This is a genomic window from Mesorhizobium sp. M1D.F.Ca.ET.231.01.1.1 (genome assembly GCF_003999155.2).
Lineage (GTDB): Bacteria > Pseudomonadota > Alphaproteobacteria > Rhizobiales > Rhizobiaceae > Mesorhizobium.
In genome coordinates this window covers 292,003-309,822 of record NZ_RZOZ02000001.1, presented here as the reverse complement: position 1 = coordinate 309,822, position 17,820 = coordinate 292,003, and the positions used below count along the sequence as shown (strand labels likewise).

Sequence of the window (17,820 nt, the reverse complement as noted above, 5' to 3'; positions counted from 1 at the left end):
TTGCAATCCGGTTACCGCAATTGGTTGGTTTTTTCGTAGCGCGGTCCTCGATTGTTTATCGTTGAAACCGCCCGTTGACGATCATTCCGCAGCCTTCTTCTTCGCCGCCGCAACCGAGGCGAAGCGCTCCCGCAATTCCTTCCCCTTGCCGGGCAGCGTCTTTTGGCGGGCGCGGCCGAAGGCCAGCGCATCGTCGGGCACGCTCTCGGTAATCACGCTGCCAGAGGCGATATAGCCGCCCTTGCCGATCGTCACCGGCGCCACCAGCGAGGAGTTTGAGCCGACAAAGGCGCCCTCGCCGATGTCGGTGAAGAATTTCGAATAGCCGTCATAGTTGCAGGTGATTGTGCCGGCGCCGATATTGGCCGCGGCGCCCACCCGCGCGTCGCCGATATAGGTCAGGTGGTTGACCTTGGCGCCTTCCTCGATGGTCGCCTGCTTAACTTCGCAGAAATTGCCGACCTTGGCCTTCTGCTTCAAGTCGGCGCCCGGCCGCAGCCGCGCGAACGGCCCGACATCGCAGTTGGAGGCGATCGTCGCGCCCTCGATATGGCTGAAGGCATGTATCCTGGCGGCCGAGGCGATCCTGACGCCCGGACCGAACCAGACATTCGGCTCGACGATCGTGTCGGCACCGATCTCGGTGTCGTGCGAGAAGTAGATCGTTTCGGGCGCGATCAGCGTCACGCCGGACAGCATCGCCTCGCGCCGCCGGCGCGCCTGCCAGATGGCCTCCGCCTCTGCGAGCTCGGCCCGGTTGTTAATGCCGAGCGCGCTCTCGAAACTCGCCTCCGAGGCCACCACATCGAGGCCCTCCGCGCCGGCGATCTCGACGATGTCGGTGAGGTAGAACTCGCGCTTGGCGTTGCTGTTGCCGACCTTATCGAGCAGCCGAAGCGTGTGCTTGCCGGCCACCGCCATCATCCCAGCATTGCAGAAGCCGATCTTCTTCTCCGCCTCGGAGCAGTCCTTCTCCTCGCGGATGGCGACCAACCGGCCGTCCTTCTCGATCAGCCGCCCATAGCCGGTCGGATTGGGCGGACGGAAGCCGATGACCGCGACGGCGGCACCATGCGCCAATTTCTGCCGCGCGGCGGCCAATGCTCCCGCGTCGATCAGCGGCGTGTCGCCGAACATGACGAGAATATCGTCGTAACCCTTTGATATCGCTTCGCGCGCGGCAAGCACCGCATGCGCGGTGCCAAGCCGCTTCTCCTGCACGAAGGTCTCCGCCTTCGGCGCGAATTTCTGCGCCGCCTTCCTCATGTCCTCGGCGCCATGACCGATCACCAGCGCCAGACCCGTCGCGCCGGCTGCCTCTGCCGCCTTCACCACGTGTGCGACCATCGGCAGGCCGGCAATGGCATGCAGCACCTTCGGCATCGCGCTTTTCATGCGCGTGCCTTCGCCGGCGGCGAGGATGACGGACAGGCAGGATCTCTGGCTCATGGATGGGCAACCATATGAAAGAGCTGAATCAAAAGCATGCTAGCAGCCGCGTGATGCTGCACCAATGCGGTTAAATTCCGGTGAGACGGTAGAAGCGCTGACTCTTAGTCAGCGGGTCCACAGTTCGATCCTTTGCCCATAGCTGGAACATTACCCCAATTGTCCCAGCACCGGAAAGTTCTCCAGCAGCCAGTAGGACGCGCTCTGCACGCCGCCGGTCAGGAAGAACACGCCGGCAACGACCAGCAGCGCGCCGATCGCCTTCTCGACGCGGCCGAGATGGACGCGGAATTTGCCGAGGAAGCGCATGAAGGCGCCGGAAAACAGCGCCGCGATCAGGAACGGAATGCCAAGGCCGAGCGAGTAGGCGGCAAGCAGCAGCGCCCCCTCGCCCACCGTTTCGCGCCCGCCGGCTAAAGTCAGGATCGGCCCCAGCACCGGGCCGATGCAGGGCGTCCAGCCGAAGGCAAAGGCCAGCCCCATGACATAGGCGGCGATCATGTTGGCGGGCTTGCCCTGCGACTGGAAGCGCGCCTCCCGCGACAAAAGCGGAATGCGCAATATGCCGAGGAAGTTGAGGCCCATGACGATGATCAGCGCGCCCGCAACCATCGCCAGTTGTCCCTGCCAGACGCGCAGCAGGTGGCCGATGGTCGAGGCGCCGGCGCCGAGCGCCACAAAGACGGTGGAGAAGCCGAGCACGAAGGCCAAGGAGGCGTAAAGCAACGCCCCGCGCGCGCCTTGGCGCGCCGTCACGCCGTGGTTGCCGCGGAAATCGTCGACGGACACGCCCGCCATGTAGCAGAGATAAGGCGGCACCAGCGGCAGCAAGCAAGGCGACAGGAACGAGATGGCCCCCGCCCCGACCGCGCTGAAATAGCCGATGTCCAATGCCATTTCATGAGTCCCAGATTGTGCTGGCCCCGATATAGCGATGCAAAAGCCTCCATGCCAATCACCATTCTGTGGCACATCGTCGCCCGGTCGAGGAAGAAATTACCTCATTGATGCGTTGAATGAGTGAGCGCGCGATTACCGCGTGCTTGTTCTCAGGGAGATTTATCATGAAATCTATTGCACTTGGATTCGCGGCGCTTTTGCTCGGCACCGCCGCTTCCCATGCCGCCGAGGCGTGGAAGGAAGCCGAAGTCGGGGGTAAGAAGATCTATACCGATGCCAAAGGCATGACTCTTTACACCTTTGACAAGGACGAGAAGGGCAAGTCCACCTGCTACGACAAATGCGCCAAGAACTGGCCGCCGCTGAAAGCGGCAGCGGGCGCCAAGGCGGATGACGAATGGTCGGTCGTCAAGCGAACCGACGGCACCAATATGTGGGCCTATGACGGCAAGCCGGTCTACACCTTCGTCAAGGACAAGAAGGCTGGCGACATGGCCGGCGAAGGCGTCGGCGGCGTCTGGCACGTCGTCAAGGCCGACTGAATTTTCCCAAGCTGGCTGCCGGATGGCTTCCGCCGGCGGCCGGCCCGTTTGCGCCTTCGACGGCGCCTGCCTCGAAGCAATCCGCCTTGCTCAGTCGACTCGCGTCGCCGTGCCGACGGTCCTCCCGTGGCTCGAGACACGATCCGCCACGCTCCAAAAAAGTGATCCTCGCCATACACTCTAAGAGTGTATCGCTGGCGGCGCGCCGGCAAATTGGCTCCTTCCCCTTGACCGATCGCAAAAGCACGGCCATGTGAGCGACGAAAAGAGTGGGATTTCGTCGTGCGCCGCGGAGTTCTTCCGCCGCCTCACAGCTGATAAGAGACCTCATGGACGTCGTCGTCGTCGAATCGCCGGCCAAGGCGAAGACAATCAACAAATATCTGGGCAAGAACTATAAGGTCCTTGCCTCGTTCGGCCATGTCCGCGATCTGCCGGCCAAGGACGGCTCGGTGCGCCCCGACGAGGACTTTGCCATGTCCTGGTCGGTCGACACCGCTTCAGGCAAGCGCCTCGCCGACATCGCCAAGGCGGTCAAGGACGCCGACGGGCTGATCCTCGCCACCGACCCGGATCGCGAGGGCGAGGCGATTTCCTGGCATGTGCTGGAAGTGCTGAGGCAGAAGCGCGCGCTGAAGGACAAGCCGGTCAGCCGCGTCGTCTTCAACGCCATCACCAAGGCTTCCGTGCTGGAGGCCATGGCCAATCCGCGCCAGATCGATGCGCCGCTGGTCGATGCCTATCTCGCCCGTCGCGCGCTCGATTATCTTGTCGGCTTCACGCTCTCGCCGGTGCTGTGGCGCAAGCTGCCGGGCGCCCGCTCGGCCGGCCGCGTCCAGTCGGTGGCGCTGCGCCTCGTCTGCGACCGCGAATCCGAGATCGAGCGCTTCATCCGCGAGGAATACTGGCAGATCGCCGCCATCCTCAACACGCCGCGCAACGACAGCTTCGAGGCGCGGCTGACCGCCTATGCCGGCAAGAAGCTGCAGAAGCTCGATATCGCCAACAAGGCGCAGGCCGACGACATCAAGGCGATGCTTGAAGGGGCGACCTTCAAGGCTTTGTCGGTCGAAGCCAAGCCGACAAAACGCAATCCCGGCCCGCCCTTCACCACCTCGACCCTGCAGCAGGCCGCCTCCTCCGGGCTCGGCTTCTCGGCCACGCGCACCATGCAGGTGGCGCAAAAACTCTACGAAGGCATGGATATCGGCGGCGAGACCGCCGGTCTCATCACCTATATGCGAACCGACGGCGTGCAGATGGCGCCTGAGGCGATCGAGGCCGCCCGCAACGCCATCGTCAGCGAGTTCGGCGCGAAGTACCTGCCGGAAAAGCCGCGTTTCTACACCACCAAGGCCAAGAACGCCCAGGAAGCGCATGAGGCGATCCGCCCGACCGATTTCAGGCGCACGCCGGCTTCCGTTCGGCAATATCTCGACGCGGACCAGGCCCGCCTCTACGAACTGATCTGGAAGCGCGCCATTGCCAGCCAGATGCAGCCGGCCGAGATCGAGCGCACCACGGTCGAGATCGAGGCGGTCAACGGCGCCCGCAACGCCGAGCTGCGCGCTGTCGGATCGGTCGTCCGCTTCGACGGCTTCATCGCCGCCTATACCGACCAGAAGGACGAGGACGCGGAGGACGAGGAAAGCCGCCGCCTGCCCGAGATCCGCTCGGGCGAACAGCTTGCCCGCCAGGCGATCAACGCCACCCAGCACACCACCGAGCCGCCGCCGCGCTACTCCGAGGCGTCGCTGATCAAGAAGCTGGAAGAGCTGGGCATCGGCCGGCCGTCGACCTACACCGCGATCCTGAAGACGCTCGAGGACCGCGACTACGTTACCATCGACCGGCGCAAGCTGGTGCCGCAGGCGAAGGGCCGGCTGCTCTCGGCCTTCCTCGAAAGCTTCTTCGAGCGCTATGTCGAATATGACTTCACCGCCTCGCTCGAGGAGAAGCTCGACGAGATTTCCGACGGCAAGCTCGCCTGGAAGGACGTTCTGCGCGACTTCTGGAAGGATTTCTCCGGCGCCGTCGACGACATCAAGGAGCTGCGTGTCACCGACGTGCTCGATGCGCTCAACGACGAGCTCGCGCCGCTGGTGTTCCCGGAGCGCGAGGACGGCTCCAACCCGCGCATCTGCCCGAAATGCGGCACCGGCAACCTGTCGCTGAAGCTCGGCAAGTTCGGCGCCTTCGTCGGCTGCTCGAACTATCCGGAGTGCTCCTACACCCGTCAGCTCGGTGACGCCGCCAATCCGAACGGCGAGAACGGCAATGGCGATGACGGCGTCAAGCTGCTCGGCAAGGATCCCTATACGGCCGAGGAAATCACGCTGCGCAGCGGCCGTTTCGGACCTTATATCCAGCGCGGCGAAGGCAAGGAAGCCAAGCGCTCCAGCCTGCCCAAGGGCTGGACGTCCGAGTCGATCGATCACGAGAAGGCGCTGGCGCTGCTGGCCCTGCCGCGCGATGTCGGCAAGCACCCTGAGACCGGCAAGATGATCTCGGCCGGCCTCGGCCGCTACGGCCCGTTCGTGCTGCATGACGGCACCTATGCCAATCTGGAGAGCATCGAGGACGTGTTCTCGATCGGGCTGAACCGCGCCGTCTCGGTGATCGCCGAGAAGCAACAGAAGGGCAAGGGCGGCCGCAATGGCGCCACGCCCGCGGCGCTGAAAGAACTCGGCGACCACCCCGACGGCGGCGGCAAGATCGTCGTGCGCGACGGCCGCTACGGCCCCTATGTCAACTACGGCAAGGTCAATGCGACGCTGCCGAAGGGCAAGGATCCGCAATCGGTGACGCTTGAAGAGGCGCTCGCTTTGATCGCCGAAAAGGAAGCCAAGGGCGGAGGCGGCAAGAAGCCGTTCCGCCGGGCGGCTAAGAAAGGATAGCAGGACGTGGCGCGCAGGATCTCCGGAAGAAGCCACGGCGATCCGCGTAGCGCCGACACCCGGGCCAAGGTCAAGGACGACTACCGGCCCTCACGCGACGAAATCCTGCGCTACATCGCCGAGAACCCCGATCGCTCCGGAAAACGCGAGATCGCCAAGGCCTTCGCGCTGCGCGGCGAGGACCGCATCTGGCTGAAGGACCTGCTGCGCGACTTGCAGGACGAAGGGCTGCTGACAAGGGAGCGCAAGCGCCTTACCCGGGCGGGCGCCCTGCCCCATGTCGCCGTGCTCGACATTGTCGGCCGTGACGCCGACGGCGTGCTGCTGGCCAATCCGAGCGAATATACCGGGCCTGGCTCGCCGCCCGTCATCGCCATCCGCATGTCCCGCGCCGCCACCGGCCCTGTTCCCGGCATCGGCGACCGCGTGCTTGCAAAGACCTTCCCGACCGACGATCCATCGGGTCCTGCCTACACCGGGCGGGTGATGAAGGTCTTCGAGAAGCGAAGCGAAGCTGTCCTCGGCGTCTTCCGCGTGCTGAAGGACGGGACTTTCCGCATCGAACCGGTGGAGCGGCGTCAGCCGGAACTCATCGTCGACAAGGAATTCCAGAACGGGGCCAGGAACGGCGACCTGGTCGAGGTCGAGCCCGCGCGGGCATCCCGGTACGGCCTGCCGCGCGCCAAGGTGCTGGCGGTGCTGGGCTCGCTGACCAGCGAGAAGGCGGTCTCGATGATCGCCATCCACGCCCACGACATCCCGCACATTTTTCCAGCCAACGTGATTGCCGAAGCCGACGCCATGAAGCCGGTGGCGCTTGCCGGCCGCGAGGACTGGCGCGACCTGCCGCTGGTCACCATCGATCCGGCCGACGCCAAGGACCATGACGACGCGGTCTTCGCAACGCCGGATACGGACGAGAAGAACCCCGGCGGCGTCATCGCCACGGTGGCGATCGCCGACGTCGCGGCCTATATCCGCTACGGCACGCCCCTCGACCGCGAGGCGCTGAAGCGCGGCAACTCGGTCTATTTCCCGGATCGCGTCGTGCCGATGCTGCCCGAGCGCATCTCCAACGATCTCTGCTCGCTGCGCGAAGGCGAGGATCGTCCGGCCATCGCCGTCCGCATGACCTTTTCCGCCGAAGGCCGCAAGCTCAGGCACTCCTTCCACCGCGTCATGATGAAATCGGCGGCCAAGCTCGCCTATCCGCAGGCGCAGGCCGCGATCGACGGCGCGCCCGACGACAAGACGGGGCCGATCCTCGATACAGTTCTCAAGCCGCTGTGGGACGCCTATGCGGTGCTCAAGCGCGGCCGTGACAGCCGCCAGCCGCTCGAACTGGAGCTGCCGGAACGCAAGATCCTGCTCAAGCCCGACGGCACCGTCGACCGGGTCGTCGTGCCGGAGCGCCTCGACGCTCATAAGCTGATCGAGGAGTTCATGATCCAGGCCAATGTCGCGGCTGCGGAGACGCTTGAAGGCAAGAAGGAGCCGCTGGTCTACCGCATCCATGACGCGCCTTCGCTTGCCAAGCAGGAATCGCTGCGCGAATTCCTGCACACGCTGGGCCTGTCGCTGGCGCGCGGCGCGCAGATGCGGCCCGGACAGTTCAACGGCATTCTGGAGCGGGTGCGCGGCGCCGACAACGAGGCGCTGGTCAATGAGGTGGTGCTGCGCTCGCAGAGCCAGGCCGAATATTCGCCGAAGAACATCGGCCATTTCGGTCTCAACCTGAGACGCTATGCGCATTTCACCTCGCCGATTCGGCGCTATGCGGATCTCATCGTGCATCGCGGACTGATTGCCGCAATGGGTCTCGGCGCCGGCGGCCTGACGCAGCAGGAGGCGGATCGGCTGGAAGAGGTCGGCGCGCTGATCTCGGCCACCGAGCGCCGGGCCATGGCCGCCGAACGCGACACCGTCGACCGGCTGATCGCCGCTTACCTTGCGGAGCGCATCAACGACACCTTCGACGCGCGCATCTCAGGCGTCACCAAGGCGGGACTCTTTGTCCAATTGCCGCAGTATGGCGCTGATGGCTTTATTCCGGTTTCAAGCCTCGACGGCGATTACTATATCTACGACGAAACCGCTCGATCGCTGTTTGGAGAACGCACTGGCAAGGGCTATCAGCTTGCCGACCGCGTCGAGGTTCGACTGCTCGAAGTCGCGCCGATGGCCGGCGCGATGCGTTTCGAGATGCTGAGCGACCCGAAGCCGCTGCCTGGCTCGCGACGGTCGTTCCACAAGGCCAAGGGCCGCGCCCGCGCATCGCAGTCGCGTTTCGGGCCGCGCGGCAGGAGAAGATGATGGAACAACAGCTTTTCGGCGGCGAGCATCATTCGGGCCGCGTCGCGCGTCCGTTGTGGACGGCGATCAAGCGCGGCCTGCTTGGCCGCTGCCCGCATTGCGGCGAAGGCAAGCTGTTCCATGCCTTCACCAAGTCCGTCGAAAGATGCAGCGTCTGCGGCGAGGAACTGCATCACCACCGCGCGGACGACCTTCCCGCCTATCTGGTGATCGTCATCGTCGGCCACATCGTGGTTGGCGCCTTCATGACCGTGGAGGCGACCTCGACGCTCACGCTGTGGCAGCACGCGCTGATCTGGGTGCCGCTGACCTTCGGTCTGGCCATCGCGCTGCTGCAGCCGATCAAGGGCGCCGTCATCGGCCTGCAATGGGCGCTCTATATGCACGGCTTCGGCGGCGAAAAGGACGAGTTTGAACCGCATCCCTAAGTTTCGGCGGTTCTGCCTTTGATAGAAACAACGACCATCTCCAAGCCTTTGTTTTATGCAATTGCGGACCGCGAGCCGCTGCGCGCTTTTCCTGGAATTGCTCCGGCAGCGACTTTTCGTCCGAGGCTGGTGCAAGGACCCGAACACCGAAGCCACTTTCGCATTCGAGAAGTTTCCGCTAGGTCGAGCGCATGGAAGGAATGACCAAGGCGGATGTCGACAAGCTCGATAAAGGCTTGGCCGTGCACGGCGGCCGGCCGCTTCGCCCGCGCGATGCCGCGACCTTGATCCTGCTTGACCGGAGCGGCAGCGACGTTCTGGTGCTGATGGGCCGGCGCCATGCCGGCCACGCCTTCATGCCCGGGAAATTCGTCTTCCCCGGCGGCCGCACCGATCCCGCCGACAGCCGCATACCGGTGGCCGCCCCGCTGCACGCCAAGGAAGAGGCAAGGCTCGCCAGCGGTCCCGGCCGCGCAAGCACTGCCCGGGCGCGCGCCATCGCCTTGTCGGCCATCCGCGAGACCTACGAGGAAGCCGGCCTGCTGATCGGCCGCAAGGGCCCGTTCGCGACCGCCAAGCGCGATTGGCAGGGTTTTGTCGAACACGGCGTGGCGCCGTCGCTGGAGGCCGTGCGTTTCATCGCCCGCGCCATCACCCCGCCCAACCGCGTGCGCCGTTTCGACACGCGCTTCTTCAGCGCCTGGCGCGAGGATGTCGCGGTGGAGTTGCCGGACGGCGGCCCGACCAACGAGCTGGAAGAGCTCGTCTGGCTGCCGCTCGTCGAGGCGCGCAAGGCCGACATTCCCGACATTACCCGCATGATCCTGGAAGAACTGGAAAAGCGGCTCGCCCACGATCCCTTGCTGCGTCCGGGCGGTGCCGTGCCGTTTTTCCGGCTGATCCGAAACCGCTTCGTCCGCGAAGTCCTTTAGAAGCAGAGCATCCATATCCCATGACGGTCGATACCCAGCAAAAGGGCGACGAACGCGTACACTGGTTGCCGATGATCGCGGCGATCTCCTCGATCAGCGTGGTCGGCATCGCCATCGGCCTCGGCATGCCGCTGCTCAGCGTGATCCTCGAAACGCGCGGCCATTCGGCCTCGATGATCGGCCTCAACACCGCGGTCGCCGGCCTCGCCTCGATCGCGGGCTCGCCGCTCGCCACGCCGCTTGCCATGCGGCTCGGCGTCGCCTGGACCATGCTTTTGATGATCGCCGTCGGCGCGCTTGCCTTTGTCGGCTTCCATTTCGCGCCGGATTTCTGGATGTGGTTCCCGCTCCGCGTCGCGCTGCATATCTCGCTGACGGTGCTCTTCATACTGTCGGAATTCTGGATCAGCACCTCGGCGCCGCCGCATCGCCGCGGCCTTGTGCTCGGCATCTATGCCACGGTGCTTTCGCTGGGCTTCGCCGCCGGGCCGTGGCTGTTCGCGCATCTCGGCTCGAGCGGCTTCCTGCCGTTCGGCGTCACCATTGCGCTGGTCACGCTCGCGGCCATCCCGGTGCTGGCGGCCCGCAACGAGAGCCCGGCGATCGTCGCCGACGGCGAGACCAGCCATTTCCTGCGCTATATCTGGATGGTGCCGACCGCGACCTTCGCCGTGCTGGTGTTCGGCGCCGTCGAGACCGGCGGCTTTTCGCTGTTCCCGGTCTATGGCAGCCGCATCGGCTATTCGGAAGCCGACGCCGCGCTGTTGCTGACCATGATCGGTCTCGGCAACGTGCTGTTGCAGATCCCGATCGGCATGATCAGCGACCGCGTCTCCGACCGCCGCGTCCTGCTCTTGGCCTGCGCCACGGTCGGTCTCATCGGAACCGTGTTCATGCCGTTCTTCGCCCAGAACTGGCACCTCATGGCGGCCCTTCTGTTCGTCTGGGGCGGCGTGGTCGCGGCCATGTATACGATCGGTCTCGCGCATCTGGGTTCCCAGCTCTCCGGTCATGAGCTGGCCTCCGCCAACGCCGCCTTCGTGCTCTGCTACGGCGTCGGCATGGTGATCGGCCCGCAGGCGATCGGCATCGGCATGGACGCCTTCGGCCCCTCGGGCTTCGGCTGGTCGCTCGCGCTGTTCTTCGCCGCTTACATGCTCCTGGTCTGCGTCAGGCTGGTGCGGAAGATTCTCTGAGGGGGAATGTCATCAAGCCTGGATATCCTGACATCACCGTGTCAGCAGGCCTCCTGCTATACCCTCGTTCAAACGCAGGAAGAGCGAGGAAAGACCAATGATCGACAGCGGCTTCGAAACCAGATCCCTCAGGATGGAGCTTCTCCTGCTTGTCAGCTTCCAGGCGCCGGCGGCCGATGTCGAGCGCATCATGGAGGCGGTGGTGGCGATCACGCCGCTGCGCATGGGCAGGTATGACGGCAACGCCTACCAGTCGGCGCAGGGCATCGAGCGCCACCGGACGCTCGAAGGGGCTGCCGCGGGCGCCGAGATCGAGTTGCGCAGGCGGCCGGGCACCGTCGAGGTGTCGTTCGAACTGCCCGACGACCAGGCGCTTGCCGCGCGCGTCGTCGAGGCGATATTCCAGGCTCACTCCTATGAGGAGCCGGTGATCCGCATCCAGCCGTTGCTGACCAGCCGTTCCAAGGGCACCGATGACCGGACCAATCCGAACCGCTGGCGGAACACGACCGGCGACCGGAAGACCGATCAGCATCGGCCCGGCGCGGCACCGCGACCAGAATCGGTCGCGGCGGAATGACGCCGGAGCCTGGCAGCGTTTGGAAAGTCGCCCATGAATGAAGAGGAAAACCGCAAGCCGGCGAGCGATCCCCAGGATCTGGCGAGGCTGTTGGTTTCCTGCCAGCAGGCGGGAGATGCGGAGGGCATGGCAGCCCTCTACGAGCCCGATGCCATCCTCGATATCGGTGGCGGACGGTTGGCGCGCGGCAGGGACGCCATCCGCGGCTTCTACGCCAAGCTGGTGGCCGCGGGGCCAAAGTTTGAGCTTGGAGATCAGCGTCCGGCTATCGTCAACGGGGATTTGGCGCTCACCTCCACGCGCCTTGCCAATGGCACGGTGACCGTGGAAATTGCCCGCCGGCAAGGCGACGGGACATGGCTTTGGGCGATCGACCGCCGTCCATCCTCACATGAGCCATGGCTCGGCGCCGAAACTCGGGACGATCCTCGGAACCTCGCGGGCTTGACTTTCCGGGCGCGTTCTTTATGTGTCGCGCCAAGTTTCCCGCGTCCGGGTGTTTCCCCGTGCTCCAGCGGCCAAAACTCCACGAACATTAACGGACGAACATCATGGCCAAAGCCGCAAACATCAAGATCAAGCTTCTGTCGACCGCCGACACCGGTTTCTTCTACGTGACCAGCAAGAACAGCCGCACCAAGACGGACAAGCTGTCGTTCCGCAAGTACGACCCGGTCGCCAAGAAGCACGTCGAGTTCAAGGAAACCAAGATCAAGTAACCTGGTTGTCCTGAAACGTCGAAGCGCCGCCCTCCGGGCGGCGTTTTTGTTTTGGCGGGCGAACCGGCAGGCAAAGCCAGCGTGCGGCTGCCTGGCGCTGAATCATGACGTCATGTCTTGAGAAAAAAGGGGGCCGGTCGGCGTTTGGCAGCGGTACGAGGAGGCCACTATGTGCCAGCGCCGGCCGGCCGACCCCACGGACCCAGGAGATGCGGCGGACCTGAGCATCATGGGGTATTTTTTCGGATCGAGCCGGGCAGTCTACCCTCGTGCCGGCTTCGTTTTCGGTCTATGCGACGCAGATTTGCGCAAGAACGTATGAAAATCAACCATTTCTTAACCACGGCTGCCGAATCGCTTGGGTTAAGGTAAATTCGTAACCCTGTCGGATGACCGGATTTTAGCGCCTCTACAATGCGTGTCGCTCAAAAGTGTGCGGCGGGTTTTGAGAAAACGGCCTGCCCAGATCAAAAGACCTAGCACATGTCGCCCAAAAGTGCGCAACGGATGCGTGGTCGCCTGATCCGTTTCAACGCAACGCGCTTTAGGCAGCCTTGGCGACGACCCGGTTGCGGCCGCCGCTTTTGGCCTCGTAGAGCGCGAGATCGGCGCGCTTCATCAGCGCAGCGACTGTGTCCGCCCCCTTCAGCACCGACGACACGCCGACGCTGACCGTCACCTCGATCGTCTTGCCGTCCGTCCCGATTGCAAAGGGCACCTGCGCGATCTCGGCACGGATGCGTTCGGCCACCTTCTCGGCGACGGGCCCGTCGGTGTCAGGCATGACCACGACGAACTCCTCGCCGCCGAACCGGCAGGCGAGATCGATGCCGCGCACGTTCTTGCGCAGCCGCCTGGCGAATTCGCGCAGCACGTCGTCGCCGCCGTCATGGCCGTGAGCGTCGTTGATGGATTTGAAGCGGTCGAGATCGGTGATCAACACCGACAGCGGCCGGCGCCGCGCCACGGCGCGATCGAACAGCGTCTGCAGGTGGCTGTCGAGATAGCGACGATTGTGCAGCCCGGTCAGCCCGTCGGTCACCGCCATCTCGATGGTTTGGGTGACGCTGGCGCGCAGCTGGTCGTTGTAGCGCTTGCGCCGCACCTGCGTGCGCAGGCGCGCCGTCAGCTCGTGCTGGTCGATCGGCCGCGTCAGGTAATCGTTGATGCCGAGTTCGAGGCCACGGATGATGCGCCCCTCCTCGCCCTCGTCGGCCAAAAGGATGATCGGCAGGAAGCGGGTGCGGTCGAGCGAGCGCAGTTGCGAGCAGAGTCTCAGCGCATCGAAGTCGGCAAAGGCCGTCGAGATCAGCACGCATTCATAGGGTGTTTCGGCGGCCTGGAAGAAGCCGGCGTTCGGATCGGTGGTGACATCGAGTTCGGCGCTGCCGCGCAGCATCTTCTGGATGCGCTCGATCGACGACTTGCGCTCGTCGATCAGGAGGACTCTGGGCTTGGTGTCTTCCGTCGCGAAGTTGCGGCTGAGCAGCTCCTCGATGCCGATGTTGCGCGTGGTCGAGGCGCGCAGCCGCAACTCGTCGGTCAGCGACTTCAGCCTGACCAGGCTCTTCACCCGCGTCATCAATTGCAGATCGTTGACTGGCTTGGTGAGGAAATCGTCAGCGCCGGCCTCGAGGCCGCGCACACGGTCCGACACCTGGTCGAGCGCGGTGATCATGACCACCGGAATGTGCGAGGTCGCCGGGTCGCTCTTCAGCCGCATGCAGACCTCGAACCCGTCCATGCCCGGCATCATCACGTCGAGCAGCACGACATCGACCTTGCCGTTTTCGCAGGTTTCGATCGCATCCGGGCCGTTGCCGGCCGTCAGCACCTCGAAATATTCGGCGAGCAGCCGGACCTCCAGCAGCCGCACATTGGCGGGAATGTCATCGACGACGAGGATCCGCGCGGTCATCTCAAAGGCTCCGGCTCGGCATCAGGCATCGCCCAGATAGGATTTGATCGTCTCGATGAAGCGCGGCACCGAGATCGGCTTGGAAATATAGGCCTCGCACCCCCCTTGGCGGATGCGCTCCTCGTCGCCCTTCATCGCGAAGGCGGTGACGGCGATGACCGGGATCGAGTGCAATTCGTCGTCTTCCTTCAGCCATTTGGTCACTTCCAGGCCCGACACCTCGGGCAGCTGGATATCCATCAGGATGAGGTCCGGCCGGTGCTGGCGCGCCAGGTCCAGCGCTTCCAGGCCGTTGCGCGTGCGGACCGTCTCGTAACCGCTGGCTTCGATGAGGTCCCGAAAGAGCTTCATGTTGAGCTCATTGTCCTCGACGATCATGACCTTCTTAGCCATCAATTTCCCGTCCCGACGGTCCCCGGAGCCGAAGACCGCCGTCATGCGTCCTTGCCGGATCGCACCCAACCCGCATGTACCCTACGTCAATATGATTGACGAAACGCAAACCGGCCGTCGGAAAAGCGCACCGATTCCGCTTGCGGATGCAGGGCTTAGGCGGCTGAGACTTGCCGCAAGCGACGCTTGCCGTTACTGCGGAATAATGACTCACATCCACACCGCAAAAGGTAATGATGGCGAACGCAGCGTCAATGCGCGAAGAAGCGGAAACCCTTGCCGTCAGGGCGCTTGCCTTCGTCGCCGGCGATCCGGAACTCTTGCCTCGCTTCCTGGCGATTACCGGCATCGAGGTGCATTCTATCCGCAAGGCAGCCGCGGAGCCGGGCTTCCTTGCCGGCATGCTGCAGTTCATTCTCGCCCACGAGCCGACGCTTTTGCGCTTTGCCGAGGAGACCGGCACGCCGCCGGCCGACGTCGGCAAGGCCTTGCGCATGCTGCCGCTCGGCAATGATGATCACGAGCGCTCCGCATGAGCGACGACCCCGAGACCGCGCGTCAGATCGAGGAACTTGCCGCCGACGACCGGCCGCTGCTGGTGCTCGACGTGGACGATGTCGTGCTCGAATTCGTCCGGCCCTTCCCGCATTTCCTGAAATCGCGCGGCTTCCAGCTGACGCTCGCCTCCTTCCGCCTCACCGGCAACATCGCCGAGACGGCATCCGGCAGGCTGATCGAGCAGCCCGAAGTCTCGGCCCTTCTCGGCGATTTCTTCGACGCGCAGGCCGATTGGCAAAGCATCACCGACGGCGCCGCGGAAGCGCTGGCGACGCTCGGGCAGCGCGCCGAGATCGTGCTCCTGACCGCCATGCCGCACAAGCATCGCGCCGTGCGCCGGGCGCATCTCGACACGCTCGGCCTGAACTACCCGCTGCTGACCACGGAAATGGCGAAAGGACCGGCCATCGCCAAGCTGCGCGGCGCCAGGGGCAGGCCCGTCGCCTTCGTCGACGACCAGCCCACCAATCTGATGTCGGCGCGCAACTCGGTCGCCGACGCGCATCTCTTCCACCTGATGGCCGACAACAGCCTGCGCGCCTTCCTGCCGCCGACGCCGGGCGACATCGTCTCGGTCGAGAACTGGCGCGAAGCGGCGCCGAAGATCGCCGGCGCGCTCGGGCTCTAATTTATAGCGATTAGGGCTGAAGCTTCGCGCCTGCCCCATCATTGTCGTTTTCGCCAGAACCATCGTCCTGGCTGGCGCCGTCATTCGGGTCGGCGTCGGCGCCGCCGTCCTGAACGGCGTCGGCCGGTTTCAGCATGGCGCCATTGACCGTGACCGAACCGTCGGCCTTGGCATTGATGACCCATTCCAGCCGGCCGTCGGGCAACGTCTTGCCGAAACCTTTGACGGCGAGCGCGAAGGGGAAAGCCTGCGCCAATTGCTCATCGCTCTTGGCGCCCTCCTGCAGGACCTCGACGATCTTGTCGTAACCCGCGACATCGACGGTCATGGTCGCATCCGGCTTCTTGCCCGGAAATGTCATTTCGCCTTCCATCGCGACCTCGATGCTGCCGTTCTTCACCGTGCTGTGTCCGAGGACGAATTTGGGCGTTTTGGCCAGGAAATCGGCGACCAGGGCATCGCCGAACTCATCCGACAACGGCGGATTCTTATTGAGATCAAAGGCTTCGATTGCCTTCTTCGCCATGGTGTCGAGATCGATGTTGGCGCCGCCGAAGTTGAGGTCGACATCCGTCGGCAGCAGCGCGACGCTCCAGCCGGGCAGCGTCTGCTGCGGGATGGTCAGGCCCGAGGCCTTGATGGCGTAGTTGAATTTGCCGTTCTGCGAGACGCCGTCCATGCCGAACGCGGTGCTGAACTGCTTCGCCCCGAATTTGCCGACCGGACTCTCCACCTCGAAGTCCTTGAAACCGTAGATACCGTCGATCCTTTCCCACACGGGCAGCGCCGCCTGCAGCAGCGTCTTGAGCTCTGCCTGATTGGCCTTGAGCCTGGCTTCGTCCTCATTGGCCACCGCAAAGGCTAGCAGATCGAGCAGCGGCTTCGTCTTCACGCCCTTGCCGTTTGCATCCACCGACAATTCCGGCGTTCTCAGCGTCAGCGGAAAATTCATTCCGTTGTCGGGATCGTCGATCTTGATCGTCTCGACGAAGCTCGAGACCTTCTGCGTCGCCGTGAAGTCGACGCCGCCGTTGGCTGATTTGGTGGCGGCAATGGTCGCGGTGCCGGCGCCGGCGGTGACGTCCGCCTGCTGCTTGGCTTCCCGCGATGTCATCGTCATGCCGGCGATCGAGCTGGCGCCGCTGGTGAAGGCGGCGAGGCTCGGATCGTAGACGGCGCTGCCCTTGCCGTCCTTGACCGTGAGCTGCATGCTTTGCGGGCCTTCCGGCCCGTTGAATTCGAATGACATGCTTTGCGAAAAATCCGAGGCGACATCCCAGGATCCGTCGCTGCGCGGCTTCACCATCAGGGCATAGGGCGCGAGATCGAATTTCAGCGGCTTCTGTTCCGGCAGGGCATCGACCAGCGCCTTGATGTCGACCGCGATTTTGTAGGCGCCGCCTTCGACCGAAACCTTGAGCACACCCTTGTCGAAGGCCTGCTTGCCGAAATAGCGCGCCAGACTGTCGGAAAGCTGCTTCGCGCCCTGGCTGTCGACCGTCTGGGCGACGGCGGGCGCGCTGAACGCAAGAGCTGCAACAAGTGGCAAAATACGCTTCACGTCGGTTCTCCGTTGGTCTCGCATGGCAAATCGTTTCGTGCTTCTGGTAGGAAAGAAGCGTTACAGCCGCAAGACGATGACTGTAAGCCAAAACCTCAAGTCGCTAAAGCAATTCCAGGAAAAGTGTCACACGGTTTTCCGCCCGGAATTGCGCAAAAACAAGCATTTGGAGCGGTCGCCGATTCTGTGAAAGCTGTACCGCTTTTAAAGCACAAGCCGCATCAGCGGCCGGCCGGGCTTGCGTTCCAGAAGCCTCTCGAACCCGGCCTTCTCGAACACCCGCGATGAGCCGACGAACAGGCCGATCGAGCGCGAGTCGCGCGACAGGTCGATCGGGCAGGCTTCCAGCAGCCTGGCGCCGTTTTCGCGGGCGAACGCGACGCCGCCGTCGACGAGGCGATGGGTGATGCCCCTGCCCCGCGCCTTGACGCGGATGAAGAAGCAGGAGATCGCCCAGACGTTCGGATCGTCGGCGTCCGCCGGATCGACCGGCGCCGAGCCTCTGCCCTGATTGTTCCATTCGGGCACGTCGGCGCGCGGGCCGATCTGCATCCAGCCGACGGCCCTGCCCTGCTCGAAAGCCAGAAGCCCCGGCGGCGGTCCGGCTTCGATGCGCGCCCTGATGTGATCCTTGTTGCGCTCGCGGTCGCTGGCCCTGCGCTCCGCCGGTGTCAGCCGGAAATGCGTGCACCAGCAGCCGTAACAGGCGCCTTGCTTGCCGAAGAGGTCCTCGAAGTCGGTCCAGCGTCCAGGGGTCAGCGGTACTATGGTCGTGCTCATGCGTTCTCCCCAGGCCAAGCTTGTTG

The 17,820-nt window shown here is 64.2% G+C and carries 17 protein-coding genes; 11 read left to right on the top strand and 6 right to left on the bottom strand.

From position 1 onward, the window contains the following. Positions 1-81: 81 nt before the first annotated feature. Entirely contained in the window at positions 82-1,449 is a 1,368-nt protein-coding gene (gene glmU / locus EN874_RS01490; RefSeq protein WP_127428197.1) for a bifunctional UDP-N-acetylglucosamine diphosphorylase/glucosamine-1-phosphate N-acetyltransferase GlmU, read from the bottom strand. A gap of 150 nt (positions 1,450-1,599) precedes the next feature. Continuing rightward, positions 1,600-2,346, bottom strand: coding sequence for a cytochrome c biogenesis CcdA family protein (locus EN874_RS01485; protein ID WP_127428196.1), 747 nt, complete (start codon positions 2,344-2,346; stop codon positions 1,600-1,602). A gap of 167 nt (positions 2,347-2,513) precedes the next feature. On the opposite strand from EN874_RS01485, the gene EN874_RS01480 reads away from it, so the two are divergent. From EN874_RS01480 to rpmG, 9 genes are all read left to right on the top strand, one after another. Then, a complete protein-coding gene (locus tag EN874_RS01480) occupies positions 2,514-2,891 on the top strand; it encodes a hypothetical protein (RefSeq protein WP_127428195.1) in 378 nt (125 codons plus the stop codon). Positions 2,892-3,220: 329 nt separating this feature from the next. Beyond that, positions 3,221-5,788: a type I DNA topoisomerase gene (topA, locus tag EN874_RS01475; RefSeq protein WP_127428194.1), complete on the top strand. Its 2,568-nt coding sequence runs from the start codon at positions 3,221-3,223 to the stop codon at positions 5,786-5,788. Positions 5,789-5,794: 6 nt separating this feature from the next. Beyond that, positions 5,795-8,101: a ribonuclease R gene (rnr, locus tag EN874_RS01470; protein WP_127428193.1), complete on the top strand. Its 2,307-nt coding sequence runs from the start codon at positions 5,795-5,797 to the stop codon at positions 8,099-8,101. Beyond that, positions 8,101-8,529 (top strand): DUF983 domain-containing protein, encoded by a 429-nt coding sequence (locus tag EN874_RS01465; RefSeq protein ID WP_127428192.1) that lies wholly within the window; start codon positions 8,101-8,103, stop codon positions 8,527-8,529. Before rnr ends, EN874_RS01465 begins: the two co-directional genes overlap by 1 nt. Positions 8,530-8,720: 191 nt before the next feature. Continuing rightward, the gene (locus tag EN874_RS01460) at positions 8,721-9,461 is read left to right on the top strand and encodes an NUDIX domain-containing protein (protein ID WP_127428191.1); all 741 of its coding nucleotides are present in this window, start codon (positions 8,721-8,723) and stop codon (positions 9,459-9,461) included. A gap of 20 nt (positions 9,462-9,481) precedes the next feature. Next, positions 9,482-10,657: an MFS transporter gene (locus tag EN874_RS01455; protein ID WP_127428190.1), complete on the top strand. Its 1,176-nt coding sequence runs from the start codon at positions 9,482-9,484 to the stop codon at positions 10,655-10,657. A 97-nt stretch (positions 10,658-10,754) separates the two neighbouring features. Then, positions 10,755-11,237 carry a hypothetical protein gene (locus tag EN874_RS01450; RefSeq protein ID WP_127428189.1) on the top strand — a complete coding sequence of 161 codons (483 nt, stop codon included), beginning with the start codon at positions 10,755-10,757 and terminating at the stop codon, positions 11,235-11,237. A gap of 33 nt (positions 11,238-11,270) precedes the next feature. After that, entirely contained in the window at positions 11,271-11,855 is a 585-nt protein-coding gene (locus tag EN874_RS34910) for a nuclear transport factor 2 family protein (RefSeq protein WP_127428188.1), read from the top strand. Further along, a complete protein-coding gene (rpmG, locus tag EN874_RS01440) occupies positions 11,789-11,956 on the top strand; it encodes a 50S ribosomal protein L33 (protein WP_006201775.1) in 168 nt (55 codons plus the stop codon). Before EN874_RS34910 ends, rpmG begins: the two co-directional genes overlap by 67 nt. Positions 11,957-12,500: 544 nt before the next feature. Here rpmG and EN874_RS01430 read toward each other — a convergent pair. Together EN874_RS01430 and EN874_RS01425 are read right to left on the bottom strand one after the other, a co-directional pair. After that, on the bottom strand, positions 12,501-13,874 hold the full coding sequence (locus EN874_RS01430; RefSeq protein WP_127428187.1) for a PleD family two-component system response regulator: 1,374 nt from the start codon (positions 13,872-13,874) through the stop codon (positions 12,501-12,503). Between the two features lie 21 nt (positions 13,875-13,895). Continuing rightward, on the bottom strand, positions 13,896-14,267 hold the full coding sequence (locus tag EN874_RS01425; RefSeq protein ID WP_027166515.1) for a response regulator: 372 nt from the start codon (positions 14,265-14,267) through the stop codon (positions 13,896-13,898). Positions 14,268-14,503: 236 nt separating this feature from the next. Here EN874_RS01425 and EN874_RS01420 point away from each other — a divergent pair, with 236 nt between their 5' ends. Continuing rightward, entirely contained in the window at positions 14,504-14,803 is a 300-nt protein-coding gene (locus EN874_RS01420; RefSeq protein WP_127428239.1) for a DUF3572 domain-containing protein, read from the top strand. Further along, complete coding sequence (locus EN874_RS01415; RefSeq protein ID WP_127428186.1) at positions 14,800-15,453, top strand: hypothetical protein; 654 nt, start codon at positions 14,800-14,802, stop codon at positions 15,451-15,453. The genes EN874_RS01420 and EN874_RS01415 overlap by 4 nt, the downstream gene beginning before the upstream one ends. 10 nt (positions 15,454-15,463) lie before the next feature. Here EN874_RS01415 and EN874_RS01410 read toward each other — a convergent pair whose 3' ends face one another. Beyond that, positions 15,464-17,014: a hypothetical protein gene (locus tag EN874_RS01410; protein WP_127428185.1), complete on the bottom strand. Its 1,551-nt coding sequence runs from the start codon at positions 17,012-17,014 to the stop codon at positions 15,464-15,466. Positions 17,015-17,218: 204 nt separating this feature from the next. After that, positions 17,219-17,794: a GNAT family N-acetyltransferase gene (locus EN874_RS01405; protein ID WP_127428184.1), complete on the bottom strand. Its 576-nt coding sequence runs from the start codon at positions 17,792-17,794 to the stop codon at positions 17,219-17,221. Positions 17,795-17,820: the final 26 nt, after the last annotated feature.